At 59.7% G+C, this 26623-nt stretch carries 22 protein-coding genes and 1 riboswitch; of the genes, 8 read left to right on the top strand and 14 right to left on the bottom strand.

All coding sequences use genetic code 11. The features are described from left to right. The first annotated feature begins 197 nt into the window (after positions 1 to 197). The 3 genes from clpB to WHJ28_RS05040 all read left to right on the top strand — a co-directional run bounded on the left by clpB (position 198) and on the right by WHJ28_RS05040 (position 4568). Entirely contained in the window at positions 198 to 2831 is a 2634-nt protein-coding gene (gene clpB / locus WHJ28_RS05050) for an ATP-dependent chaperone ClpB (protein ID WP_340040286.1), read from the top strand. A gap of 130 nt (positions 2832 to 2961) precedes the next feature. Continuing rightward, entirely contained in the window at positions 2962 to 3501 is a 540-nt protein-coding gene (locus WHJ28_RS05045) for a sigma-70 family RNA polymerase sigma factor (protein ID WP_340040284.1), read from the top strand. Further along, a complete protein-coding gene (locus tag WHJ28_RS05040) occupies positions 3498 to 4568 on the top strand; it encodes a hypothetical protein (protein ID WP_340040282.1) in 1071 nt (356 codons plus the stop codon). The genes WHJ28_RS05045 and WHJ28_RS05040 overlap by 4 nt, the downstream gene beginning before the upstream one ends. A 44-nt stretch (positions 4569 to 4612) precedes the next feature. On the opposite strand, the gene WHJ28_RS05035 is transcribed toward WHJ28_RS05040, so the two are convergent. Continuing rightward, positions 4613 to 5218 (bottom strand): ECF transporter S component, encoded by a 606-nt coding sequence (locus WHJ28_RS05035; RefSeq protein ID WP_340040280.1) that lies wholly within the window; start codon positions 5216 to 5218, stop codon positions 4613 to 4615. 83 nt (positions 5219 to 5301) lie between these two features. Continuing rightward, positions 5302 to 5430: riboswitch (FMN riboswitch) on the bottom strand. 149 nt (positions 5431 to 5579) lie between these two features. On the opposite strand from WHJ28_RS05035, the gene WHJ28_RS05030 reads away from it, so the two are divergent. After that, positions 5580 to 6077 carry an SLOG family protein gene (locus WHJ28_RS05030; RefSeq protein ID WP_340040278.1) on the top strand — a complete coding sequence of 166 codons (498 nt, stop codon included), beginning with the start codon at positions 5580 to 5582 and terminating at the stop codon, positions 6075 to 6077. A 39-nt stretch (positions 6078 to 6116) separates the two neighbouring features. Here WHJ28_RS05030 and WHJ28_RS05025 read toward each other — a convergent pair whose 3' ends face one another. From WHJ28_RS05025 to WHJ28_RS05000, 6 genes are all read right to left on the bottom strand, one after another. Next, positions 6117 to 6671 (bottom strand): helix-turn-helix domain-containing protein, encoded by a 555-nt coding sequence (locus WHJ28_RS05025; RefSeq protein WP_340040276.1) that lies wholly within the window; start codon positions 6669 to 6671, stop codon positions 6117 to 6119. Positions 6672 to 6954: 283 nt separating this feature from the next. Continuing rightward, complete coding sequence (locus tag WHJ28_RS05020; RefSeq protein ID WP_340040274.1) at positions 6955 to 7827, bottom strand: ABC transporter permease; 873 nt, start codon at positions 7825 to 7827, stop codon at positions 6955 to 6957. Positions 7828 to 7831: 4 nt separating this feature from the next. After that, positions 7832 to 8791, bottom strand: a complete 960-nt coding sequence (locus WHJ28_RS05015; protein ID WP_340040272.1) for an ABC transporter permease — start codon at positions 8789 to 8791, stop codon at positions 7832 to 7834. A 99-nt stretch (positions 8792 to 8890) separates the two neighbouring features. Beyond that, the gene (locus tag WHJ28_RS05010; protein ID WP_340040270.1) at positions 8891 to 10465 is read right to left on the bottom strand and encodes an ABC transporter substrate-binding protein; all 1575 of its coding nucleotides are present in this window, start codon (positions 10463 to 10465) and stop codon (positions 8891 to 8893) included. 17 nt (positions 10466 to 10482) lie between these two features. Next, complete coding sequence (glmS, locus tag WHJ28_RS05005; RefSeq protein ID WP_340040268.1) at positions 10483 to 12315, bottom strand: glutamine--fructose-6-phosphate transaminase (isomerizing); 1833 nt, start codon at positions 12313 to 12315, stop codon at positions 10483 to 10485. Between the two features lie 98 nt (positions 12316 to 12413). Further along, the gene (locus WHJ28_RS05000; RefSeq protein WP_340040266.1) at positions 12414 to 12683 is read right to left on the bottom strand and encodes a YlmC/YmxH family sporulation protein; all 270 of its coding nucleotides are present in this window, start codon (positions 12681 to 12683) and stop codon (positions 12414 to 12416) included. A gap of 132 nt (positions 12684 to 12815) precedes the next feature. On the opposite strand from WHJ28_RS05000, the gene WHJ28_RS04995 reads away from it, so the two are divergent. The 3 genes from WHJ28_RS04995 (at position 12816) to WHJ28_RS04985 (ending at position 16285) form a co-directional block, all read left to right on the top strand. After that, positions 12816 to 13763, top strand: coding sequence for an AEC family transporter (locus WHJ28_RS04995; protein WP_340040264.1), 948 nt, complete (start codon positions 12816 to 12818; stop codon positions 13761 to 13763). 297 nt (positions 13764 to 14060) lie between these two features. Then, positions 14061 to 15413 (top strand): MATE family efflux transporter, encoded by a 1353-nt coding sequence (locus WHJ28_RS04990; protein WP_340040262.1) that lies wholly within the window; start codon positions 14061 to 14063, stop codon positions 15411 to 15413. Between the two features lie 17 nt (positions 15414 to 15430). After that, on the top strand, positions 15431 to 16285 hold the full coding sequence (locus WHJ28_RS04985) for a patatin-like phospholipase family protein (protein ID WP_340040259.1): 855 nt from the start codon (positions 15431 to 15433) through the stop codon (positions 16283 to 16285). 42 nt (positions 16286 to 16327) lie between these two features. On the opposite strand, the gene WHJ28_RS04980 is transcribed toward WHJ28_RS04985, so the two are convergent. Next, positions 16328 to 16801 carry a hypothetical protein gene (locus tag WHJ28_RS04980; RefSeq protein ID WP_340040257.1) on the bottom strand — a complete coding sequence of 158 codons (474 nt, stop codon included), beginning with the start codon at positions 16799 to 16801 and terminating at the stop codon, positions 16328 to 16330. Positions 16802 to 16853: 52 nt separating this feature from the next. Beyond that, entirely contained in the window at positions 16854 to 18791 is a 1938-nt protein-coding gene (locus tag WHJ28_RS04975; RefSeq protein ID WP_340040255.1) for an MATE family efflux transporter, read from the bottom strand. A 186-nt stretch (positions 18792 to 18977) separates the two neighbouring features. On the opposite strand from WHJ28_RS04975, the gene WHJ28_RS04970 reads away from it, so the two are divergent. Continuing rightward, complete coding sequence (locus WHJ28_RS04970) at positions 18978 to 20153, top strand: M20 metallopeptidase family protein (protein WP_340040253.1); 1176 nt, start codon at positions 18978 to 18980, stop codon at positions 20151 to 20153. 54 nt (positions 20154 to 20207) lie between these two features. Here the strand turns inward: WHJ28_RS04970 and WHJ28_RS04965 are convergent, their stop codons facing one another. From WHJ28_RS04965 to WHJ28_RS04945, 5 genes are all read right to left on the bottom strand, one after another. Continuing rightward, positions 20208 to 21452: a phosphotransferase gene (locus WHJ28_RS04965; protein WP_340040251.1), complete on the bottom strand. Its 1245-nt coding sequence runs from the start codon at positions 21450 to 21452 to the stop codon at positions 20208 to 20210. A gap of 122 nt (positions 21453 to 21574) precedes the next feature. Beyond that, complete coding sequence (locus WHJ28_RS04960; protein WP_340040249.1) at positions 21575 to 22387, bottom strand: histidinol-phosphatase HisJ family protein; 813 nt, start codon at positions 22385 to 22387, stop codon at positions 21575 to 21577. Positions 22388 to 22482: 95 nt separating this feature from the next. Then, positions 22483 to 22668, bottom strand: coding sequence for a hypothetical protein (locus WHJ28_RS04955; RefSeq protein ID WP_209344799.1), 186 nt, complete (start codon positions 22666 to 22668; stop codon positions 22483 to 22485). A 181-nt stretch (positions 22669 to 22849) separates the two neighbouring features. After that, positions 22850 to 24697, bottom strand: a complete 1848-nt coding sequence (locus tag WHJ28_RS04950) for a family 10 glycosylhydrolase (RefSeq protein ID WP_340040244.1) — start codon at positions 24695 to 24697, stop codon at positions 22850 to 22852. A gap of 35 nt (positions 24698 to 24732) precedes the next feature. Next, positions 24733 to 26520, bottom strand: a complete 1788-nt coding sequence (locus tag WHJ28_RS04945) for an ABC-F family ATP-binding cassette domain-containing protein (RefSeq protein ID WP_340040242.1) — start codon at positions 26518 to 26520, stop codon at positions 24733 to 24735. Positions 26521 to 26623 lie beyond the last annotated feature (103 nt).

Here is a 26623-nt window from a genome sequence, read left to right as displayed (position 1 = left end):
TTCAGACAGTCCACGGCATTATACCTCTTTTTTCTGCTCTCGTAAAGGGGCTATCCTGTCAAATCACTCCCCCGCCGAAGGTTTTAGCACTCTCTATACACGAGTGCTAAAAATTCACATTCCGTTCATGATTTTTAACTTGCGGGGGACTATACTGAGGACAAACAAAAAGCTTCCCCTTGAAAGGAGTGTTTTTTATGAATGCACAGAAATACACCCAGAAATCTCTGGAGGCCGTCCAGACCGCCCAGAGTCTGGCCACCGAATATGGCAACCAGCAGATCGAGCAGCCTCACCTGCTGCTGGCGCTGCTCAGCGATGAGTCCGGCCTGATCCCCCAGCTGCTGGGGAACATGGGCCTCACCGTTCCCTCCTTCACCGCCGCCACCAAGGCCGAGGTTGAGAAACTGCCCCGTGTCTCCGGCTCCGGTCGTGAGCAGGGTAAGATCTATGTGGCCCAGGACGTGGACAAATGCCTGAACACCGCCGAGTCCATCGCCTCCTCCATGAAGGACGAATACGTCTCGGTGGAGCACCTGCTGCTCTCCCTGATCGACACCGCCAACCGGGAGCTGAAGGAACTCTTCCGTACCTATCACGTCACCAAGGAAGGGGTGCTCCAGGCCCTGACCGCTGTCCGGGGCAATCAGCGAGTCACCTCTGACAATCCCGAGGACACCTACAACGCCCTGAAGAAGTATGGCTCCGACCTGGTGGAACGGGCCCGGCAGAACAAGCTGGACCCGGTCATCGGCCGTGACGACGAGATCCGCAACGTGATCCGCATCCTGAGCCGCAAGAGCAAGAACAACCCCGTCCTCATCGGCGAACCCGGCGTGGGCAAGACCGCTATTGCCGAGGGTCTGGCCCAGCGGATCGTCAAAGGCGATGTGCCCGGCTCCCTGAAAGACAAGACCATCTTCGCTCTGGACATGGGCTCCCTCATTGCGGGCGCCAAGTACCGGGGCGAGTTTGAGGAGCGGCTGAAGGCCGTCCTCAACGAGGTGAAGAAGTCCGAGGGCCGTATCATCCTCTTTATCGATGAGCTACACACCATTGTGGGCGCCGGCAAGACCGAGGGCGCCATGGACGCCGGCAACCTGCTCAAGCCCATGCTTTCCCGGGGCGAGCTCCACTGCATCGGCGCCACCACCCTCAACGAGTACCGCCAGTATATCGAGAAGGACGCCGCCCTGGAGCGGCGGTTCCAGCCTGTCATGGTCAACGAGCCCACGGTGGAGGACACCATTGCCATCCTCCGCGGCCTGAAGGAGCGCTATGAGGTGTTCCACGGCGTAAAGATCCAGGACGGCGCCATCATCGCCGCCGCCACCCTGTCCGACCGCTATATCACCGACCGGTTCCTGCCCGACAAGGCCATCGATTTGATCGACGAGGCCTGCGCCATGATCCGCACCGAGATCGACTCCATGCCCACCGAGCTGGACATCATCCAGCGTAAGATCATCCAGCACGAGATTGAGGAGGCCGCCCTGAAGAAGGAAGACGACGCCCTGTCCCGCGAGCACCTGGCCGAGATCCAGAAGGAACTGGCCGAGATGCGGGATGAGTTCAACGCCAAGAAGGCCCAGTGGGAGAACGAGAAGAATGCCATCGGCAAGGTTCAGAAGCTGCGTGAGGATCTGGAGACCGCCAACGCCGAACTGGAGAAGGCCCAGCGGCAGTACGACCTGAACCGCGCCGCCGAACTGCAGTACGGCCGCATCCCCGAGCTGCGCAAGCAGCTGGAGGCCGAGGAGGCCATTGCCAACGAGAGCAAGGCCCGTTCCCTGCTGCGGGATAAGGTCACCGAGGAGGAGATCGCCCGCATCATCGAGCGCTGGACCGGCATCCCCGTTGCCAAGCTGATGGAGAGTGAGCGCGAGAAGCTGCTCCATCTGGAGGATATTCTCCACCAGCGGGTGGTTGGTCAGGATGAGGCCGTGCGACTGGTCAGCGAGGCTATCCTGCGCAGCCGGGCCGGCATCGCCGACCCCAACCGACCCATCGGCTCCTTCCTGTTCCTTGGCCCCACCGGCGTGGGTAAGACCGAACTGGCCAAGACTCTGGCCGAGGCCCTGTTTGACTCTGAGAAGAATATGGTGCGTATCGACATGAGCGAATATATGGAGAAATTCTCCGTATCCCGTCTCATCGGCGCCCCTCCGGGATATGTGGGCTATGAGGAGGGCGGTCAGCTCACCGAGGCCGTCCGCCGCCATCCCTACTCCGTGGTCCTCTTTGACGAGGTGGAGAAGGCCCATCCCGACGTGTTCAACATCCTGCTCCAGGTGCTGGACGACGGCCGTATCACCGACAGCCAGGGCCGTACGGTGGACTTCAAGAACACCATCATCATCCTGACCTCCAACCTGGGCTCCCAGTATCTGCTGGACGGCATTGACGCCAATGGCGAGATCACCGAGGAGGCCAAGAGTGCCGTGCAGGAGCTGCTGCGCCACTCCTTCCGGCCCGAGTTCCTCAACCGTCTGGATGAGATCGTGTTCTACAAGCCCCTCACCAAGGACAACATCACCCACATCATCGACCTGCTGGTGGGCGAGCTCAACCGCCGTTTGGAGGAGAAGCAGCTGAAAGTGGTCCTCACCGACTCTGCCAAGCACTTCATCATCGACAGCGCCTACGATCCCGCCTTCGGCGCCCGTCCCCTGCGCCGCTTCGTGCAGCACGGGGTGGAGACTCTCATCAGCCGGAAGATCATCGCCGACCAGGTGGAACCCGGCGATACACTCACCGTGGACTGTGTGGGCGGCGAACTGACTGTGGAGGCCAAAAGCATTCTCTCCGGCCAGGTAATGGACCAGGCCTGATCCTTTCCAACTCCCACCAGCCCCTGAACGGTTTTGTCCCCGTTCAGGGGCTTTTTTTGATAAAATGGAGGGGAACATCGTCAGATATTCCGCTGCTCCATCGTACTGTTGGGTGAAAGGGGGGAAAGGCATGGATACCACCATGAACCGGGACCGGGAGGCCCAGCGGGTGCTGGACCAGTACGGCAGGCTGCTGCGCACGGTGGCGGACGCTCTGCTGCCCGGATACCCGGAGGAGGCCGAGGAGTGCGTCCAGGACGCTGTATGGGCCTATGTGGACGGCAGCCAAAGGTGGGACCCGGCCCGGGGCAGCGAAAAGACCTATCTCTGTGTGCTGGTCCGCAGCCGGGCCAAAGACCGCCGCCGCAGGCTGGCCGCCCGGCGGGAGGATCCTCTGGAAGCGCATGAAGGCATCCTTTGGGCGGAGGACCACGCGGAACGCTCCGCCCTCCGGGACGGTCTCCGTCGGGCTCTGGAGGCCCTTGGGCGGGAGGAGCGGAGACTCTTTACCCTGCGCTTCCTCTATCAATGGCCCTCCGCAGAAATTGGGAAAATGTTGGGGCTGTCTCCCAATGGCGTGGACGCCCGGGTGGCCCGCCTGCGCAAGAAGCTGAAACTCCTGCTGGCCCAACAGGGGCTTGGCTGGGACGGAAAGGAGGATGCACCATGAAACGCTATCACTGGGATCAACTGCTGGATGAGGAGGACCTTATGGATCTGACAGAGGAGGCCCTCGCCCCAAAACCAGCTCATCCCCTCTCCTGGCGGCGGCTGGGGGCTCTGGCAGCCTGTCTGGCCCTCATCCTGTGCCTGGCCAACTATCAGGCTCTGGCCACAGGGGTACAAACCCTCATCCGTTATTTCTCCGGGGTGGGAGCGGCAGAAACAGGGGCGGATCTCCGCATCCAGGATGGCGAGCTGGAATTTGAGCTCAGCGGCCGCACCTATCTCATCTCCGGAGCCTACGCCCGGGACGGCTTCCTCTTTGTTCCCCTGGAGGTGGTCTCCCGCTCGGAGGAGCGTCTCAACGGCAGCACCTATCAAAATCTGTACGTCAAGATGGAAGCCAGCCAGGATGGGCAGGCTCTGGCCGGCAGCAATCCCTTCCTCAGTCTGTCGGACAATGGCTCCTACTCTACGGGACAATATACCGCCCTGACCCGCAAGCGCATCTCCTTCTCCACTCTGCAGGAGGATCAATATCTGGGTTGGCGCTATCTGCCGGAGGGCTATCAGACCTACGCCCAGGCCATCTTTACCTATGAGACGGCAAATCCGGACGGCAGCTATACCCTGCGGGTGGAGGACTATCTAACGAACCAGGTCCGGGAGGTGGAGCTGACCCTGACCCCTCCGGAGGAGATCGCGGCAATCTGTGAACAGCGTACCGTGGACGGGGTCCAGATCACTGCCCTGGTCTCAGCGGACGGCCGCCGCCTGTCCCTATATGGCACGATGGCCAAGGCTGAGGAGTGGTGGAAGTCTCTGGTGGAATTGCAGGCCGAGCACATCTATGGGGTCCAGTTCATGGAGGCGGACGGCACCTGCCATCAAGGTATCCTCCGCCGTCCAGGCGGCCTGGCTGGGGCGGGATACCCCCAGGAGATCCTACTCACGCAGGACACGGGTCCCATCACCGCTGTGCGCATCGGGCGCATCTATTACGCCTATGACGACATGGATGAGGGACTGGTAAGCCAGTGGGTGGACCTGGACTGGATCATCCCCCTGGCCTGATTCCCCAACAAAAAACGACCGCCTCTCGGCGGTCGTTTTTGCATTTACCGTTTTCCGTGGATCAGGGGAGACAGGGGCTTGTAGATCAAAAAGCAGATCACCGCGTCCAGCAGGCCCTTTAGCAGGGTGAAGGGGGCGTTAAACACCACAAGGCACTCCAGCAGGCCGTTGGTGGAGGGACGGATGGCCTGATACATCCCGATAATGGTATCGATGGGCATAAAGTTGGAGTAAATGGGGTAGGTAATATAGTAGTTCAGAGGAATGGACAGCAGGGCCATGATGATCGCGCCCACCAGAGCCCCCAGGATAGCAGTCTTGCGGGACTTATAAAGCCGGTAGAGCAGACCTGCCGGGAATACAAAGCAGGCTCCCAGCAGGAAGTTACACAGCTCGCCCGCGCCGCCGGTGGTGGTAATGAGCAGATGGAGCAGGTTCTTCACCAGGCATACCACCACACCGTACACCGGCCCCAGGCCAAAAGCAGCCAGCAGGGCGGGCAGTTCGGACACATCCATTTTCACAAAGCTGGGGATGATGGGGAGGGAAAACTCCAGGAACATCAGCACAAAGGCCACGGCTGAAAACATAGCCGTTACCGTAACGGCACGTGCCCCCGCCCGTCTCCGGGCAACAACTGCATTGGTCATAACAAAACACTCCTCTTGATAAAATAACACCTGAAAGAACTTGTCTTCCAGGTGTTAAAATCAAAGGAGTATGCGAAATTTCAACACATCTTCTTCCATCCAGACTTCGCACATTGTGCGTCACTGTCGGTCCCGGAGTTTCACCGGGTCGGCCAAATTGGCTCGCGGACTTTACCGCCGATCGGGATTTTCACCCTGCCCTGAAGACAGTCATTCAGTTGTCAATCTTTATTATACACATTCCCGCAAAATTTGCAACTGCTTTTTGCGTCAGCAAAACAAACGTTCTATTTTCCGTTGACTTCCTCCGGGGAATCGTTTACAATATGGGCAGCATCAAACTGTGGAGAGGGGGTGCGCCATGAGGCGGGACATCAGCTGCTGCTTTACCGGCCACCGGCCGGAAAAGCTCCCCTGGGGGGACCAGGAAGAGGATCCCCGTTGCCTGGAAGTGAAGAACAAGCTTGTTACGTCGATAGAGCGAGCCTATGAGGCCGGATACCGCCATTTTCTATGCGGCATGGCCCGGGGGGCAGATTTTTACTTCTGTGAAGCAGTACTCGCTCTGCGGGAACGGATGCCGGACGTCACACTGGAGGCCGTCATTCCCTGTGAGGAACAGGCCGCCCATTGGAGCGAGCAGGACCGGGACCGCTATTACGCCCTGGTGGAGGCCTGTGACGGGGAGACCATGGTGCAGCGCCACTACGACAAGGGCTGTATGCTCCGCCGCAACCGCTATCTGGTAGATCACGCCGCCCGGCTTATCTCCGTCTACAACGGCATGTTGGGGGGCACTATGTATACTATCAGCCACGCCATGAAGCAGGGGCTGGAATTGGATATCATTTATCTATAAAAAAATCAAGGCCGGACGTTTGTCCAGCCTTGATTTTTATTACAATTCCTCTCCGGCCCGGTAAGCAAGCACCACATATTCCCAGTGTTCCTCCGCCTCCGGCCGGAGCGCGCTGTGTTTCTCCAGATAATCCGTTACTATTTCCATCAGTTCCTTGCGCTGGGCGGTATCCAGATGGAGCGCTCCGAAACGGAGCACGCCGTAATTTAAAAGTTCCTCCTCTTCATAGCGGTACACATTATCCAACAAGCTGCGGAAAGTGCTGTCCACCAGATTGGCCGCCAGCGCCTCCCGCTCGCCCTGAAAGCCGTCCTTTCGGCCCAGGCACAACCGCAGTCTCACTTCCCGCATCTGATAGTAAGTAGTCTGGCTTCCATCCCGCCGGGCACCCTCCCGGGCCGACACCAGTCCTATCTTCACCAGCTTGTTCAAATGGGAATGGGCCGCGCTGGGAGACAGCTGCATCCGTTCCGCCACCTCATTGGCGGACAGCGGCCGGGCCACTAACCTCAGCAGATGGATCATTTCCTGCCGTACGGGGTTAAGCATCACCCGCAGCTGCTTTTTTTCCGCCAGTTCGATCGTATTTTCCACCGGTGGGGCCTCCTTTGCCATAAGACCTGGCTATTTATGGGGAATAAGCCGACCAAGCGCCGCGGCTTTCTTCACAGGTGCTCCATCCTGCCTCGTTCCCAGCCATAGCATCCTTTTGTTATCATGATAACACTTACCGTTTGGTAATGGCAAGCACTTTTAGCCCATCTGTCCACTTTTTTCCTGATACAAACTGCGTGAGCACATTTATGAAGTGTATGCAAAACTCCGGCCCCGTCACAGGGCCGGAGTTTTGTCATTTAACCGTGCATTTGCTTCTGAGTTATATTCCAGTTCGTCCATTATGAAAGCGCGGGTCAAGCGCATCCCGCAGACCGTCTCCGATACCCGCCAGACAGAGCACCGTCAGAATGATGCACAGCCCCGGCGGCAGCCACACCCAGGGCCGGCCCGTGAGTACCGTCAGATTGCTGGCATACTGGATCATACTGCCCCAGGACGCCTGAGGCGCCCGGATGCCGAACCCCAGAAAGCTGAGGCTGGATTCCGACAGGATGGCCCGCCCCGCCCGCAGCGGGATGGAGCACCACACAGGCGAGATCACGTTGGGCAGCACGTTCCGCCGCAAAATGGTCCCAGTCCGTGCGCCAAGGGCTCTGGCCGCCAACACATACTCCTTTTCCCGCACTGCCAGGGTATTGCCGTATACCAGTCGGGCAATCCCCGTCCAGCCCAGCAAGCCCAGCACCAACACAATGTTGAGGGCGGAGGGCCCCACCAGGGTCACCAAACAGAGCACCAGCACAATGCTGGGGAAGGTCTGAAAGATGTCGGCCAGCCGCATGATCCAAAACTCCCAGGCCCCCCGGCGGTAGCCTGCCAGCAGGCCTAAAGGTACGCCCAGCGCGGTGCTGATGGCGGCGGAGCTCAGACCGATGAATAGGGATACCTGTCCCCCACTCAGCAGCCGGGCCAGCAGATCCCGACCTACATCGTCGGTACCCAGCCAGTGCTGTGCCGACGGCGGTGCCCAGAAGCCGGCCTCCAGATCGCTGACATTAGGCTCCAGCCCCAGCAGCGCCGGCAGCAGCACTACCGTCAGGATCTCCAGGCAGAGCACATAAAGACATACCATCGCCCGCCGGTCAGCCTTAAACCGGGCCCAGGGGCTGCGGGCCAATCGTTTTTCTTCCATGGCCCTACCCCTTTCCATAGCGTACTCTGGGGTCCGCCAGTCCATAGACCAGGTCCAGGAATAAGTTGGTCAGGAGCACCGTCAGGGCGATCACCACTGTGACCCCCATCACCACGGGATAGTCCCGGCCGGAGATGCCGGAGAAGAGCAGACTGCCCATACCCGGCCAGCCAAAGACCTGTTCCACCACCACAGAACCTCCCAAAATGTGCGGGATGTGGCTGAGGATGGTGGTGAGTACCGGGATCAGGGACCCGCGGAAGGCATGGCGTACCATGACTGCCCGCTCGGTCAGCCCCTTTGCATAGGCCGTGCGGATATAATCTTCCCCTAAAGCCTCCAGACAAGCAGCTCTGGTCTGCTTCACCAATTCGCCCACACTGCTCAGGCATACTACCCCTGCAGGGAGAATCAGGTGGCGGATCAGATCAGCCAAACCGGAAAACCGCCCCGCGGCATACATCCCGTTGGCGGGCAGCCAGCCCAGGGCAACAGAAAAAACAAAGATACCGGCCAGGCAGAGGAAAAAGCCAGGCACCCCAAAGCTGACCAGACTGAGCGCAGAGGCTGTCCGGTCCCAGCCGGACCGGGGTCTCCAGGCAGCCAGCACACCCAGAGGCAGGGCAATGGCTACAGCCAGCACCACGCCGGTGCCGGTGAGCAGCAAAGAGGGTCCCACCCGCTGGGCAATGAGACCGGCCACCGGTTTCCCGTTGGCGTAGGAATTGCCCAGGTTTCCCCGGAGCAGTCCGCCCAGCCAGGAGAGATACCGCTGAGGCAGAGGCTGATCCAGCCCCAGGGATGCGGCCAGGGCGGAGCGGTCGGCATCAGTGGCCCCGCTTCCCTCCCCCATCAGGTCCAGAATAGAGCCCTGGGCCAGATTCAACATACAAAACACCAAAATAGTGATCCCAAAAAAGACCGGGATAGCCGTCAGCAGACGACGGCGGAAATATCGTCCCATAGTTTTCGCTTCCTCCTGCACTTCCGGCCCCAATCAGGGGCACGGGCCGCTATGGGCAGCGGCCCTACGGAGGTTTCTCTTTGATTGGGAAGGAGGCTGTCAGGCTTCCTTCATACGCCACGCCCAGATATTCTCGTTGGAGAAGCTGGACGAGGGGTAGTCAATGTTGTCCACGGTGGGAGACTGGGCATGGAGCGTACGGCCAAACCACAGGGGAATAAAGGGCCGCTGATCGGCCAACAGCTCCTGCAGCTTATCCAGCAACACCTGACGGGTCTCCCAGCCAGAAGAGCTCTTGATCTGCTCAATATAGTAGGTGTAGGGTTCCAGATCCGCAATGTGGAAAATGTTGTTGCTCTCACTGAGGCGGCTCTCGGTAAACCACAGAGGCAGTGCGCCGGGAGTATGGCTGGCAATGGCCATGTCGTACTTGCCATCGGCCATACCGGAGAAGAGCGCGGCGGAGTCCACCGTCTCGATGGTCACATTCATGCCAGCCTCGGCCAGCTCCTGCTGCATGAGGGCGGCCAGACCCGAGCGGTTGGATGTACAGGCCAGGGTATAGGTCCGCCCCTCATAGCCCCCCTGCTGCAGCAGGGTCTTGGCTCCCTCTACATCCCGCTGCCAAGTAAGGGAGCAGGTATGCTCGGTGCCCGGAGTCACATCGGTGGCGGTGGGCTCGCCCAGGCCATGGGTGGACTGAAGGCACAGGGCCTCCTTATCCAGGGCCAGATCGATCGCCCGGCGCACCTCCGCGCTGGGGATGGTCTCGCAGTTGAGCATCAGTTCATAGAAGGTATTGGGAATCTCTCCTTCCAGAACTTCAATACCACCCTCTCTGGCGGTATCGGAATCATCCATAGACAGATTGCCGCCAAAGGCGTAGTAATCCAGGTCCCCGGAAATAAGAGAGGACAGCAGGTTGGACTTGTCAATCACGGTTACCACCAGCTGATCAAAATCAGGGCAACCCAGCTGATAGACCTTATTGATGTCCAGCACCAGCTGGCTGCCGGGAATCTCCTCCGCAAACTTGCAGGGACCGGAGCCAATCGGGGCGTTCCACAGATCCAGTTTCATGATCTCCGCCGGCTCGGTCTCTGCCAGCAGATGGGTAGGCAATACATAAATCTCCCGGTTTTTGTCCAGCAGAAAGTCCTCCGGGGTGGTGGGACTCTTGAACGTGAGCTTTAGGGTGTAGTCGTCTACCGCCTCAACCCCCAGCTGCTCTCCCGCCACGGCACAGCCCTTGCTGTCGGTGCCCACCAGCACAGAGAAGTTTCCCCTGCCCAATGCCGGACAGTCCGGGTTCGTAATGAGGGCAATGGTATCCGCCCAGTGCCGGGCGGTCACTGGAGTGCCGTCGTGGAAGGCAGCCTTCTCATCCAGATGGAAGAGTACCGCCATACCGTCGTCAGCACTCTCCCAGCTTTTCGCACCCCGGGGGTCCAGGGTGCCATCGGCATGGACATAGGCTAGCCGGTCGTAGATCTTGTCGCAGATGATGCGGGTATAGTTGCTGCCCGAAGGGCTGTTGTAGGGCATCAGAGAATCCCAGGCATTGGACAGTCCATAGCGCACCGTGACCTGCTCCGCAGTCTCTTTCTCTCCGCCGCAGGCCGTCAGCCCCAGGGCCAGAACGGCTGCCATCAGCAATGCGATCAGTCGTTTCATGTCGTTCCTCCGTCTTTTTATTCCACTGTTACCGACTTTGCCAGGTTGCGCGGTTTATCGATGTCGCATCCGCGCTGGAGTGCGGTATAGTAGGCAAACAGCTGCATGGGCACCACCGCCAGGGAGGGCAGCAGCATGGGATGGGTCTCCGGAATGGCAATCACATGGTCTGCCGTCCGGCGCAGGTCGTCCGCCTTGTCACGGGTGGTCAGACCCAGCACGTCGGCTCCACGGCTCTTGACCTCCACCGCATTGCTCACCGTCTTTTCAAACAGGGGCCCGCACCCCGCCAGAGCCACCACCAGAGTACCGGACTCGATAAGGGAGATGGTACCGTGCTTCAACTCGCCGGCGGCATAGGCCTCCGAGTGAATATAGGAGATCTCCTTCAGCTTCAGAGAACCCTCCAGGCCCACGGCGTAGTCCAGATTGCGGCCGATAAAGAACATGGATGCCCGGTTAAAGTACAGAGTGGCAAAATACTGGATATCTTCCCGGTCCGCCAGGATCTCCTCCAGCTTGTCCGGGATACGCTGGAGCTCTGTCAGAATGGCGTCGTAGTCCTCCCGATCCAGGGTACCCAGCAGATCGGCACAGTACAGGCCGATGAGGTAGATCACCGCCAGCTGAGTGGAGTAGGCCTTGGTGGTGGCCACGGCGATCTCCGGCCCGGCCCAGGTATAGAGCACGCTGTCGCTCTCCCGGGCGATGGTGGAGCCAACTACATTGACGATGGACACCACTTTTGCGCCCAACCGTTTGGCCTCCCGCATGGCGGCCAGGGTATCGATGGTCTCACCAGACTGGCTGATGACCAGGGCCAGAGTATGCTCCGACACGATGGGGTCGCAGTAGCGGAACTCGGAGGCCAGAGTCACCTCCACCGGCTTTCTCAGCAGCTTTTCCAGGATATACTTGGCCGCCACGCCTACATGGTAGGAGGACCCGCAGGCGATGATATACAGCCGGTCCATCTCCTCCAGCTCACGAGCGGTAAGCCGCCAGTTGTCCAGCACAACACGGCCGTCCTTGATGCGGGGGGAGATGGTCTTGCGGATGGCTTCGGGCTGCTCCATGATCTCTTTGATCATAAAGTGCTCGTAGCCGCCCTTTTCCGCAGCGGAGATCTCCCAGTCCACATAACGCCGCTCCTTCTCCACTGGACGCAGGTAAGAATCGTACACCCACAGGTGGTCGGCGGTCAGTTCGGCGATCTCGCCATCGTCCAGCCAGCACACCTCCCGGGTGTACTTGATGAGGGCGGTGACATCGCTGGCCAGATAGTGGGCTCCATCGCCAAAGCCCAGGATCAGCGGACTGTCTTTCCGGGCTGCAATGAGCCGGTCAGGGCAGTCGGCGCACAGGATACCCAGGGCGTAGGCCCCCCGGATGGTGTGGAGGGTACGCACCACCGCGTCCAGCAGATCCCCCTGATAGTAATACTCCAGCAGCTGGGCCGCCACTTCGGTATCGGTATCCGACACGAACTGCACTCCCTCCGACTGGAGGAACTCCCGCAGCTCAGCATAGTTTTCAATGATGCCGTTGTGGACCACGGCAAACCGGCCATTTTCACTGACCTGGGGATGGGAATTGACATCCGATGGAGCCCCGTGAGTGGCCCACCGGGTATGGCCCACGCCAATAGTGCCATGGAGGGTGCTGCCGCCCTTGACAAGGTCGTTGAGCACCTGGAGCCGCCCCTTGGCCTTCTCCACCTGCATTCCTTCCGCTTCCCCGTAAACCGCTACACCGGCAGAGTCATATCCCCGGTACTCCAGTCTGGAAAGGCCGTCCAGCAAAATCGGCGCGGCCTCATCTCTTCCAACATATCCAACGATCCCGCACATGGTGATCCTCCTGCGTATTTGACGTGTTTGATAGATGGTGCTTTAAAATAGGATTATAGCACGGAAAAGCTGGTAAAACAATGGCAGAACGCCCGAAATTAGGTTTGTTCCTGCCGGCCTCTCCGTCTCACCTGGGTTCCCTCCACTAAAATGGTGTCCGCACCAAAGCGGCGCACCGCCGTCCAGGGAAAAACAGTGTCTGGTTCCCGCCCCAGCAGCCCGAACAGGCGCAGCCTCCCAGGCACAATCAACGCACTCACTTTCCCCTCCTCCAGGTCCATGACCACATCGCCTACATAGCCGATCCGGCTGCCGTCGGTAATGTTGATGATCTCCTTATCCCGCAGTTCCGATCCCCGGCACTCCATAGCGCACCCCTCCTTTTTTGCATCCCTATGCGCCAGCCGGGTTGACCCATTCCACTTACCATGTGGTAATCTTGCACCTATCTGACAGAGGGGATATAATGAAGCAGATGCAGCTTCTGGAGGGAGATCGTCATGCTGGACAATTTGGTTTATTGTCTCAATGGTACCACACCTATCTTTTTGCTCATGCTGCTGGGCGTAGCGTTCCGCAAAATGGGCTTTTTCAGCCAGGCATTTGCCGACAAGCTGAACAGTTACGTATTTAAAGTAGGTCTGCCCGTTATGATGTTCAAGGACCTGACCGGCTCCGACTTTTTCCAGGTGTGGGACACCTCCTTTGTGGCATTCTGTTTTCTTGCCACGCTGGCTTCCATCCTGCTCACCGCCCTGCTCAGCCGTATGCTGAAGGAGCCCCCGCTGCGAGGAGAATTTATCCAGGTGGGCTACCGCAGCAGCGTTGCCCTGCTGGGAGCTGCCTTCCTGGAAAACCTTTACGGCAGCGCCGGGGCTGCCAGTCTTATTATTATTGGCGCGGTGCCCCTCTATAATGCAGCAGCGGTGATAGTACTCTCCCTCACCAGCCCCAGTCAGAAGGGGCTGTCCAAAGGCGCGCTGAAGAAAGTAGCCAAAGGGATCATCACCAACCCCATCATCCTTGGCATCATCGCGGGCCTGGCCTGGACCCTGCTGCGCATCCCCCAGCCTACTATCCTCACCAAAACAGTGAACAGCATCTCCGCCACCGGCACTCCCCTGGGCCTCATGGCCCTGGGGGCCTCCTTTGACCGGAAGGAGGCCATCAGCCGTATCAAGCCAGCCCTCTCCGCCACCGCCCTCAAGCTGGTGGTCTTTGTGGGCATCTTCCTGCCCATTGCCGTGTCCATGGGTTTCCGGGATGACAAGCTAGTGGCCGCCCTCACCATGCTGGGCAGCCCCACCACCGTCAGCTGTTTCGTTATGGCCCGCAACATGGGCCACGAGGGCACCCTCACCTCCAGCACCGTCATGCTCACCACCGGCTTCAGCGCCTTTACCCTGACCCTGTGGCTCTATGCGCTGAAAACCCTGGCCCTCATCTGACTTTGACAAAAACAGACGGAGGAACTCCCCAAAACAAGGGAAAAAGACGGCGTTTTTCCCCCTTGCATTTTGGTATGGAGACACTATACTAATGTCTGCTGAATAAACCGCGATGCGGTTTATTCGTACGGCAGTAGCCGCGCAATTTTATAGAAGCGGCTCGAAGTGGCCGTTTTATGAAATTCAGCCATTGGTACAATGCGTATTTCCGTTGGTGCGTTAAGGTACACCAATGGACGCATTATACTAACACGGTACTTTCTATTTCCCATTTTTGTATCGAAAGGAAGCCCCTCCATGGAACAAGCTACCGTCCTCCGCCGGCGCGAGCCGGGCATCCTCTCCCTCACCTGGCCCATCTTTATCGAATTACTGCTCCAGATGCTGGTCGGTAACGCCGACCAGGTCATGGTGGGGCATTTTGACCCCAACGGCGTGGGCGCCATCGGCAACGCCAATCAGATCACCAATCTGGTCCTGCTGGTCTTTTCCGTTATTTCCACCGCCTCCACCATCCTCATCTCCCGCTACCTGGGCGCGGAGGACAAACGGCGGGTCAACGAGACCTACACCCTCTCCCTGCTGGTCAACGCCATCTTCGGTCTGGCGGTAGGCACCCTGCTGATCGTCCTGTGCGGCCCCATCTTCACCCTGATGCAGGTGCCGGCGGAAATTCTGGACCGCAGCTGCCTGTACCTGCGGATCATCGGCGGCGGTATGGTATTCCAGGCGGTCTACCTCACCTTTACCGCCTTCTTCCGTTCCAACCAGATGATGAAGGAGAGCATGATCGTGGCGGTGATCATGAACCTGCTCAACATCGGCGGCAACGCGGTGCTCATCGGCGGCGCCTTCGGCCTGCCTGCCCTGGGCGTGGCGGGCGCCGCCCTGTCCAGCGACATCTCCCGGGTGGTAGGGGTCATCCTCATTGCCGTCCTGTTCCGCCGGAAGTTCGGGCCTGTGCTCTCCTTCAAGCTGCTGCGCCCCTTCCCTACGGATCAGCTGCGCCGGCTGCTCCGCATCGGCATCCCCGCCGGCGGAGAGTCCATTTCCTATAACCTGTCCCAGGTGGCCATCCAGTCCATTTGCAACCTGTTTGCCATCTTTGTGATCAACACCCGGGTATACGCCAATATGTTCGCCATGCTCACCTATATGTTTGGCTCGGCCATCTCCCAGGCCGCCCAGGTCATGGTGGCCCATCTGATGGGAGCCGGCCGTATCCCTGATGTAGAGCGGCTGGTCAAACGCACCCTGCTGGCCTCCATCAGCATCTCCGCTTTGGTGGCAGTGGTGCTGCTGGTGTTCTGCCAGCCCCTGTTAAGCCTGTTCACCCAGGACCCTCAGGTGCTGGAGCTTTTCCGCCTCATTATGATCATCGAGATCCCCCTGGAACTGGGCCGGGCAGTGAATATGGTGATGTGCCGGGCCCTCCAGGCCTGCGGCGATATCCGCTTTCCCATCACCATCTGCATCTTCAGTGCCTGGCTTACCGCTGTGGTAGGCGGTTTCCTGCTGGCCGTGCCTCTGGGCCTGGGGCTGGCGGGGCTGTGGATCGCCATGGCCTGTGACGAGTGCCTGCGGGCGGTGCTCTTCCTGCTGCGGTGGCGCAGCCGGGCCTGGTGCCGCAAAAATGTACTGTCCATGTAAGAAAGGATGTGTTGTCCATGAAGACCGGGATCGTGCTGGAGGGCGGAGCCATCCGCACCATCTTCTCCTCCGGCGTGTGCGACGCCCTGCTCACTGGCGATATTATGACAGATTATGTCATCGGAGTCTCCGCCGGAATCGCTTATGGCGTCAGCTATGTGTCCAGACAGATCCGCCGCAATCTTGATATTATGGTAAACTACGTCAACGACAAACGATACATGGGTATGGGCAATCTGTTCCGCCGGGACAACCGGGCCTATTTCGGTCTGAACTTTGTGTTCGGGGAGATTCCCAACAAGCTGATCCCCTTTGACTATGACACCTTTAACGCCTTTCCGGGCGAAGTGGAGGCCGCAGTCACCAATCTGGATACCGGCAAGGCAGAGTATCTCCCGGTGGACCGGAGCGACAAAAAATTTACCATTCTCCAGGCCACCTGTGCCATGCCCCTTCTCTTCCCCATCTTCCACATTGACGGCAAGCCCTGCCTTGACGGCGGCGCCGCCGATGCCATTCCCTTTGACCGTGCCTTTGAAAAGGGGTGTGACCGGGTCATTGTGGTACTCACCCGGGAGCGGGACTTTCGGCGTCAGCCGGAGAAGCTCCAGCCCATCATTGACCGCTTTTACCGAAAATATCCCAAGTTCTGCGATACCATGCGCCGCCGGGCAGATACCTATAATGAGTCCCGGGAAAAGCTTTTCCAACTGGAAAAGGAGGGGCGGGTGCTCCTCTTTGCCCCTCACAACACTCAGGGCTTCAGCCGCACCGAGCGGGACGTAGCCAAGATTCAGGCTCTTTGGCAGGACGGCTACGACGAGGGCATAGCCCGGTTGGACGAGGTCCGTTCCTTCCTGGCAGGACAATAATACAGGACCCGGACGGCGGCCGCCGTCCGGGTCCTTTGCGTCTTATTCCATTCCGCTGATCTCTGTGACCATAGCCATATTGGCATCCTGTCCGGCGCCGTCGGGCAGAGTCACATTGGAAACAGCCACAGGCTTGCCGTCCTCATCCAGGGTCACCTGGACGGAAACCTTGGCCCCCTCGTCCTCCCGGGTCCAGAGGTAGCTGCCGTCCTGCTCCATGGCATCGGTGATATCCGTCTCCTCCCCATCCACGATGAGAATGATGCGGCCGTCTCTCTCCTCCACTGCCGTATCGGGCAGGCGCAGGGCGGTGATGGTCTCGCCGGTATCATCCATCACGATCTCTTCCCGGTAATCTCCCAACGAGGCAGATGTGCGGATGGTGGCCAGCAGGCCTTCCAGGGCCTCCGGGTTGGCGGCGCTGACGGTCACCATCAGAGCCACAGTTACCACGGCGGCGATCAATCCCACCCGCAGCGGGCGGCGGACTGGCTTTTTCTGCTTCTGTTCTGCCATTTCAATAACCTCCTGTAAGGCTTCTTCGGAGACGTGAAGCTCCGAGCATCGTTCACGGTATGCGTTGTGGTCGAACATCATCGTTCCCCTCCTCTTCTTCGGAAAGCGTCCGGCGCAGCCGGGCCCGGGCCCGCTGGAGCCAGGTCTGTACGGTGGAGGGATTGACCCCCATGGCCGCCGCCGTCTCCTTGACGGAGCAGCCCTCGTAGTAATAGAGGTAGATGGTCAGGCGGTACTTCCCATCCAGCGCCATCACCGCCTGAAACACCTCTTCCCGGCGGTCCTCCGCCGGAGGGGGAGCCTCATCCCGCTCCTCCAGCGGCACCGCCCGGCGGCGCCAGAAGGAACGCATCACCTTCCGGCTCTCATTGACTGCCACCCGCAGCAGCCAATGCTTCAGGTGGTCCTCACTCTCAAAGGCGTCCTGCTGGTAGAGCTTGAGGAGCACCGTCTGCACCACATCCTCCGCGTCCGCCCGGGTCCGCAGGGCGTGGTAGGCCACCCGGTAGAGCATATCGCCATAGGTCCGGGCCGCCTGTTCAAATGTCTCGTCGGTCATGACTACTCCCTTTCTGTGGGTTTGTTTGAAAGGCCTTTCATCAGGAATATCCCCCAAAGGGGCAAAAAATCTCACCAGGAAGGGAAAAATTTTTGGGGCGTCTGAACGACGCCCCAAAAATTTTTCCCGACCCAACTGCCGGTAGACCGTGAAATACATGGTGAGGATGCAGGCCAGACCGCCCAGCACATTGGAAATAGGCTCGGCCAGGAACACACCGTCTGCCCCAAAGCCCACCGCAGGCAGGATCAGGGTGAGGGGCGCCACAATGAAGGCCTTGCGGAGCAAGGAAAAGAAGATGGCGCTTTTGGACCGGCCCAGCCCCACAAAGACCGACTGGCCGATAAACTGGAAGGCCATAAAGAAGAACATGGCGAAGTAGATGCGGAAGGCGGGGATACCGGCGGCAATGAGATCCGGCTCTTTGTTGAAGATACGGATCAGAGGTTCGGGAAGCAGCATCACTAACACCCAGACTGCCACCGAATACCCCACCGTCAGCACCGTGGTAAACCGAACGCCCTGGCGTACCCGCTCATACTGGCCTGCCCCGTAATTGTAGCCCAGCACCGGCTGACAGCCGCTGGTGATGCCCTGGACCGGCATGGTGATGATCTCCCGGACGGAGTTGATCACCGTCATGACGCCTACATACAGATCGCCGCTGTAGGCCTCCAGGCTGGCGTTGCACAACACCTGGGCCAGACTGTTGGTCATGGACATGACAAACCCGGAGGTGCCCAGGCTTAAAATACGTCTGACCCGCTCCGCCTTGAGCCGGAGGGCGGACAGTCTCAGCTTCAGGATGGCCTTTTTCCCAGTGAGGAATCTCAGTACCCACACAGCCGAGCAGGCCTGAGAGAGCACCGTGGCCAGAGCAGCCCCCTGCACTCCCATATTCAGCAGTAAAATAAAGACAGGGTCCAATATGATGTTGACCACCGCTCCCACCGCCACCGTGACCATACCCATGCGGCTGAAGCCCTGGGCGTTGATGAAGGGATTCATACCCAGGCTGATCATGACGAAGAGGGTGCCCAGGATGTAGATGGTTAGGTAGTCGTTGGCGTAGGGAAAGGTAACGTCGCTGGCTCCGAACAGATAGAGAATTGGCCGGCGGAAAATAAGAGTCAAAATAGTGAGGGCCGTGCCAAACAGCAGCAGCAGGGAGAAGGAGTTGCCCATGATCCGCTCCGCTTCCTCATTCTCTCCTCTGCCCTGACAGATGGAACACAGCGGGGATCCGCCCATGCCGCACAGATTGGCAAAACCCATTAAGATGGAGATGATGGGCAGACACAGCCCCAGCCCCGTCAGGGCCAGGTGTCCGGGCAGGCGGCCCAGGTACATCCGGTCCACCACGTTGTAGAGGATGTTGATGAGCTGGGCCACCGTCATAGGTACCGCCATGGAGACGATATTGCGCGCCATGCTGCCCTTGGAAAAATCATTCTGGGTCCGGGCTTGCGTAGCCGGTCACCTCTTCTCTTGCAATTTGGATGGTTTTGGGGTATACCTATAGGGAACCTACAGATCCGCCGTCTGGATACGGCGGAGACATAATAGATGATTATACTACCGTTTTAAAGTACAGACAACGGAAAGGAACTGATTTCTTTGACACTGTTGGAGCAGGCCAAGGCTATGGGGCCTCAGCTGCGGGCCATGAAGGACGACCTCCACCGCCACCCCGAACTGAGCTTTCAGGAGGTGCGTACCACTGGAATTTTAAAAGAAAAGCTGACTTCTTTGGGTCTGGAACTCATTGACCTGGGCATGGACACCGGCGTGGCAGCCCTGCTGCGGGGCGCACGCCCCGGCAAGACGGTGGCCCTCCGGGCCGACATCGACGCCATCGCCCAGCAGGAGGCGGCTCACGACGGGGCCATGTCCCAGTGCGACGGGCTGATGCACGGCTGCGGCCACGATTTCCACACCGTGGGACTATTCGGTGCAGCCTGCCTGCTGGCCCAGCTCCGGGACCAGCTGGCGGGCAACGTAGTCTTTCTCTTCCAGCCCGCTGAGGAGGTCACCCAGGGGGCCCAGGCCATGATCGACCATGGGCTGTGGGACAAGCTGCCTGCAAAGCCTGACTGTCTCTTCGGACTGCACAACCGGCCCGAGCTGCCCGCCGGGCAGATCGCCGTGATGGAAGGGCCGGTGATGTCGGGCAAGAGCCACTTTGTCATTACCCTCCACGGCATCTCCGGCCACGGCGGCTCCCCCCACAAATGTACCGACGTGATCGTAGCCGGTGCGGCGGTGGTCAACGCCCTGCAAACGGTGGTGAGCCGCAACACCGATCCCCTGGAAAGCCTGGTGTGCTCCGTGTTGTCCATCCACGCCGGTACCCCGGACAATTTCGTCCCCGACGTGCTCACTATGACGGGAAGCATCCGGGCCCACGGCACCGCCGCCCATCGTCACGCCGAGGAGCGGCTGCGCGAGCTGACGCTTGGGGTATCCGCCGCCTACGGCTGTACCGCTGAAGTGGAGTTCCATCCCGGCGTGCCCGCCACCGTCAACTCCCACTCCATGACCGCTCTGGCCAGAAAGGCGGCCTTGGCTTTGGTGGATGCGGATCATGTAGTCTCCCCCGCCCCCGACATGGGTTCCGAGGACTTCGCCGTCTTTGGGCGGGATGTGCCCGCCTTCTTCTACTGGCTGGGTTCCGGCTTCCCCGGCCAGTTCAACCCCTGCTGGCACAACGAGCACTACCGTACTGACGACAGCGCCCTCCCTCTGGCATCTGCTTTGCTGGCTCAGTCTGCCCTGGTAGGCCTGGAGGCCTGATTTTACAAACCAAAAACGTCCCCCGGATCTTCGGATCCGGGGGACGTTTTTATCTCAGCGCAGAGCGGGAGGACGTATGCCCAGCTGACGGGTCAGGTAGAGTTTGGCACAGGTCTGGATGCGGCTCACCAGCTCCGCCACACTGGTGAGGCTATTTCTGGTGAGCAGCAGACTCTTGGCGGTAGCGTAGTACATCTGCATAGCGTGATGCCGGGCCACCGGGTCACTGATGATCTTTAACTCGGCTACATCAGAACCGTGAATGGCCAGGGTCAGAGAAATCAGGGCAGCGTAGCCCACAGCATCTGCCAGCAGGCTGTCCAGGAAGCGGTCCCGGAATCCCTGATGCCGGCGGTATTCCGCCTTGGCATATCCGTCCCACAAGGCCCCAAAGGTCTGGCGATAGGACCGGAAGAGCTGCTCTATGGTATCCAGCAGGTAGCGGCGGAACCGCTCCTCCTCGTCCGGACCGGAGAGCGGGTGGAAAAAGGAGGCGGCATAGACACTGAGCGTGTTACCCATAAAGTAGCCTAAATCATAGGCACAGGGACCGGCAAAGGTATACTCCATGTCGATGACCTTCATACGGTCACCGTCGATAAAGATATTGCCCGGGTGGAGATCAGAGTGAATGAGGGCCTCTGCGTGGCTCATATACCGGTGGCGCAGCAGATAGGTCTCCGTCTGTACCGCCGGCTCCTCCAGCCCCGCCCGCATATACATCGTCTCGGCCGCGGGCGCAAAGGGCGAACGGTGGAGCATACTCCACTCCTCCATGACCCTGCGCATACCGCTGTTGGTAAAAGTTTGGGCCAGCTCCCGGAACTTCTCCCGGGACAGATAAAATTCCGAGGTAAAAAAGGCGATGGATGCCATGAACGCACCACAGTTTCGCCCCAGCTCCGGGAAAATCTCTCCCCGGGCCAAGCCGCTGCGGCAGGGGTGGAGGTAGGACACGTCCTCCATGGCGAACACATTATTTTCCCGGTCCACCCAGTAGACCTCCGGTACATACTGGGGCACGATAGCCCGGCGCAGCCGCAGGCTGGCCGCTTCCAGCTGATTGCGGGAGGGAGGGAGACGATAGCTGGACTCCCGGGCAGAGCGGATGTTCTCCTGTCCCTGCTTGACGATCATGGACCGCCTGGGGGTGCTGACTTGGAAAATGTCGTTGATCAGTCCCGCCGAATCCTCCCCCTGCTCACCGATGACACGGATCTCCAAGGGGCCCTCCTCCGCGAAGGACGGATCATGGTCGCGCAAATAGGCCGGCAGATTTTCTCTGGTCAGAATCAGCATGGCGGCACTCCTCCCTTTCCCTCAAGGGACAATATTTGCAGGATACCAAAAGTATACCCTGCCCCGCCCAGGATGGAAAGCGATATCTTTGCCCCGGCCCTGTCATTTTTTGCCCTCGCCGGTCAGAGCGCGTGGAAGCAGGGGGTGTGGCGGCGGTAGGTGGCTACCCACCGGAAGCCGCAGGCCTCCAGCAGGGCCAGCGCCTGGGGGAAGCCCGCTCCGATATAGCGGGCCTGGTGGGCATCGGAGCCCAGAGTGATGATCTCGCCGCCCAGCTCCCGATAGAGCTTCAGCAGCCACTGCCACTCCTCCACCGTGGTGCCCTGGGTGGTGTTAAATTCGATGCCCCGTCCTGAGTCAATGACCTGCCGGAGCAAAGCGGCCAGTCGCTCCTCCCATGGTTCCAGCGTCAGCTGGTACTCTGCCGGCAGATAGCGCAGGGGATAAATGATATGGCCCAGTACATCGTAGCTGTTTGTTACAGCCAGTTCCTCCATCTGGCAAATATAGTCCTCCAAGATGGCCTCCGCCTCCCGGCGGCTGGTACAGGCCTTGGCCGCTGTGTAGATGCCGATGCCCCCATAAGACAGGCTGGTGGAATGGAGAGAGCCGATCACAAAATCCAGCTGGGGCAGTTTCAGTCCCAGATCCACAGCCTCGGTGTCCACTGTACTGTTGCCCACCTCAATGCCCACCCGCAGTTCCACCTGGCCTGCCAGACGGGTACGCAGCCGCCGCCACTGCTGAAGCACCGGCGCAAAGTCATAGCTGGCGGGCAGGCGGTTGCCCTGCTGGTCCAGCAGGTTCCAGTGCTCGGTGATGCACAGCTCCGCCACGCCGGCCGCTCGGGCCGCCCGGGCATTTTCCATCAACGTGGATTTACTGTCTCCCGAAAAATAGGTGTGGGTATGGTAATCCGATCTATATCGCAGCATAACGTTCCCTTTCTCTTCGCTAAATTCTCTCGCCTTATTATAACCTTCCGCAGAAAAAAAGCAAGGCGGCGGGAGAAACTCCCGCCGCCCAACGGTCACCGGACCGCGCCCATGGCGCTGAACTGGCGGACCACCGCCCCGCACAACTCGTTATAGTACTTCAGATAGTCTTTCTTGGCCTGCCGCTCCCGGCTCTTCTGCCGCTGGAACTCGGCCCAGCGCAGGCAATGCTTGTGGCAGCCCTCACAGTAACTGGAACAGCTCTGCTGACATGGAAGCATGGCGGAAACCCCTTTCTCCCGGCCTGGATGGATCCTTGACGGCTCGGCTGTACCGCCCTGGACCACTGCCCCCATTGTACTGCCCTGTCTCTGCGCTTTCCATCAGCTTTTGGTAAAAGACTGTAAAGTTTCTTTTGACTGCCCAAAAGGCTCCCGGCACTGCCGGGAGCCTCTTCCTGTTTTACAGCCAGGTTTCTCCCTGGCTGCTTTTCTTATAGTCGTGGGTCACAGAGGCCTCCAGGATCTCATGGTAAGCCCAGTGCTCCCGGGCCACGTCATGAAAGGGAAGCTGAGTCTCCCGCTCTCCCGCTTGCCGATCCATGGCACGGTTGAGGATCTTTACCGCCTCCGCTCTTGTCACGTTGCGGCCCGGCTGGAAGGTGCCGTCGGTACCGCCGGATATCCACCCCTGGCTGGCTGCGAAAGCGATCTCCCGGGCCGCCCAATAGCTGGCGGACACGTCGGGAAATTTGTGACTGCCGCCGGTGACGGCAAAGAAGCCGCACACCATCTTCACCAGCTCCGCCCGGCGGACAGGCTGGGTGGGGCGGAAGGTTCCGTCCGCATAGCCCTGGACAATGCCGTATTTCCGGGCGAAATGGACGTAGGAGCTGTACCAGTCCCCCAGGCTCACATCGGAAAAGCCGCCGGTGCCCTCCTCATAACTATAAAGTGGTTCTCCATTACGATCTACCGCCAGCCGGGTCAGCATCGTCACTGCCTCTCCCCGGGTCAGAGAACTGTCCGGGTGGAACGCTCCATTGCTGCCCTGCACATAAGCCGTATGGTCCGCCGTGTTTAGAGCCGCCTCCGGCTGAGGCACATAAAATTCCTTATAAAGTTCCTGCAATTCCCCATTTTGCGCCAAAAACTGATACCGGAAATGGACTTCACCGTCCACTTGGGTGATGGTCTCGTTGAGCTCCAGCTGCTGCCGTATGGCCTCCACCCCGTACCAGGGACTGCTGGGATCGGTGTTGCCCGCCTGGTAGTCGGCCATGCCAATGTAAAGGGAAACTCCTGTACCCTTCACCGTATCCGCCCACCACTTCACAATGGTCTCATAATCCATACTTTTATGGCCGATATACCAGTAGACCTGGGGGCAGATGTAGTCGATCCACTCCTCCTTCACCCACTTGCGGCTGTCCGCGTAGGAGGCGTAGTAGCTCTCAAAGCCGCCGGTAGTATTGGAGCCCTGGGACTGGCTGCTCTTGTCTGCCCATACGCCGGAGGGGCTGATGCCGTAAGACAGATCGGGATCAATGGCATGAAGCCGCTCCCCCATCTCCTTCACCAGCTGGTTCACATTGTCCCGACGCCAATCCCCAATGTCGGAGAAGCCGCTGCCGTACTGGGCATAGGTGTCGGCGTCGTCAAAGTTTGCGCCGGGATAGAAATAGTCGTCCATGTGGATGCCGTCGATGTCGTAATTGCGCGAGAGCTCCTCGGCGCTCTGGATGATATACTCCCGCACCTCGGGCAGGCCGGGGTCGAAGTAGAACTTGCCGTCGTACTCCACCACCCAGTCCGGGTGGACCTTGGCGGGATGATCGGCGGTCAGGCTGTCATACTCGGACTGGCCTCCCTTGGTCACCCGGAAGGGGTTGATCCAGGCGTGAAGTTCCAGCCCCATCTCATGGGCCTTCTCCACCCAGTAGGCCAAGGGATCAAAGCCGTCTGCCGGGGCCTGACCCTGTCGGCCCGTCAGATCGGCGCTCCAGGGATAGTAACTGGAGGGATAGAGGGCGTCGGCGGAGGGCCTCACCTGTAAGATTACGGCGGTCATGCCCATATCGGCGCAGGTCTGCAAGATCTTGTCCGCGTCCGCCTTCAGCACCGCCGGGTCGGTGGTGGCCTTGCTGGGATAGTCCAGCCGGTATACCGTGCTCACCCACACCGCCCGGAATTGGTCTGGATTCTTTACTTCATTCTTCCCGGCGCTGGTCTGGGTGCGGATGGCCATGCCTGCCAATGCCAGGGCACTGATCAGCACAATAGCCACCACAAATTTCCATACTTTTGTCATGGGATTCTCCTTGCTTTGGTTCTGAGGACGGCGGGCTACTTCTCCTGGGCGGCAATCCGCTCCGCCAGGTCGTTGAGGTAGACCCAGCGCTCCATCTTCTCCTCCAGGGCGGCCTCCAGCTCAGTCTGCTTCTCCTGCAGTTCCTGGAGGGCCACATAGTCGGTAGCCTTGGCCGCCTGCTCCGCCTGGACCTGGGCGATCTGCTCCTCCAGGGCGGCAATATCGTCGTCAATGGTCTCAAACTCCCGCTGCTCCTTGTAGCTGAACTTCAGCTTCTTGGGGGCGGCAGGGCGCTCCTTCCCCTTGTCGGGTGCAGAAACCTTGGGCGCCTTTGCCTTCTCCTCCGCCCGCTGGGCAGTAAGATACTCGGTATAACCGCCGGGATAGGCCCGCACAGAGCCGTCCCCCTCCACGGCAAACACCCGCCGCACCACCCGGTCCAGGAAATAGCGGTCGTGGGACACTGCAATCACTGCGCCGGGGAAGGTGTCCAGATAGTCCTCCAGAATGGACAGGGTCTGAATATCCAGGTCGTTGGTGGGCTCATCCAGCAGCAGCACATTGGGAGCGGCGGCCAGCACTGAGAGCAGATAGAGCCGCCGCTTCTCCCCGCCGGACAGCTTGCAGATGGGGGACCACTGAACCTCCACCGGGAAAAGGAACTGCTCCAGCAGCTGAGAGGCGGTGAGCATTCCCTCTGCCGTCTCAATGTTGTTGCCAATCTCCTTCACATAATCAATGACCCGGGTATCCCCGTTCATGTCGGGCACTTCCTGGCGGAAGTAACCAAAGCGGACCGTCTCGCCCACCTCCACGGTGCCGGAATCGGGAGCCAGGGCCCCTGCCATCAGGTTAAGCAGGGTGGATTTGCCGCTGCCATTGGAGCCCACAATACCGATGCGGTCATCCCGCAGCAGCATACAGTCAAAGTCCCGGACCACGGTCCGGTCCCCGAAGGCCTTGGTGACCCCCGCAAGCTCCACCGTCTTTTTCCCTAGACGGCTGGCACGGGCGGACAGTTCCAAGGTACTTTTTTCCGTGGGGCCGGTCTGGGCCTTCAGGGCCTCGTACCGCTCCAGCCGCTCCCGGCTCTTGGTGCCCCGGGCGGTGGGGCCCTGCATCACCCACTGGTACTCCCGGCGGAGGATGGCCTGGCGCTTGCGCTCACTGGCTTTTTCACTCTCCATCCGAGCCGCCTTCCGCTCCAGATATTTGTCATAGTTGCCCTCATAGGTGTAGAGCCTGCCGCCCTCCACCTCCACCATTTTAGTGACAATGCGCTCCAGAAAATACCGGTCGTGGGTGACCATCACCAGGGCGCCCTTCCAGCTTCTCAGAAAGTCCTCCAGCCAGCCCACCATCCGGTCATCCAGGTGGTTGGTGGGCTCATCCAGCAGCAGCACGTCGCAGGGCCGGGCCAGCACCGCCGCCAGGGCCACCCGGCGGCGCTCCCCGCCGGACAGCTCCCCCACCTTCTGGTCAAACCGGGGCACCCCCAGCTGATTCAGAATGGTCTTGGCCTCATACTCCGCCAGGGTGCGGTCGTCCCCGTCCAGCCCCAGCAGCACCTGCTCCAGCACGGTATGTTCCCCGGGAAATACCGGGTTCTGGGGCAGGTAGGCCAGGCGCACGTTGGGGTCAGGCCGGACAGTCCCTCCGTCCGGCTCCTCCGCCCCGGCCAGCAGCCGCAGCAGGGTGGATTTTCCGCATCCGTTGACGCCGATGATACCCACCTTGTCCCCCGGCTCCACATAAAACGAGACAGAGTCCAGCAGACTGCGGGTCCCGTAGGTCTTGGTCAGTTGTTCCGCCGATAACAGCATATTGTTCCCTCGCTTTGTCGATATCCCGTATAGTATAGCGGAAATGGCTGAAAAAGAAAAGGCCCCATGGTACTTGACAGGCAACCGTATTACTCATATAATA

The sequence above is a fragment of the Flavonifractor porci genome, assembly GCF_037572415.1.
Classification (GTDB): domain Bacteria; phylum Bacillota; class Clostridia; order Oscillospirales; family Oscillospiraceae; genus Flavonifractor; species Flavonifractor porci.
Note: the sequence above shows the minus strand (reverse complement) of the source record. Positions and strands in the feature narration are given on the sequence as shown.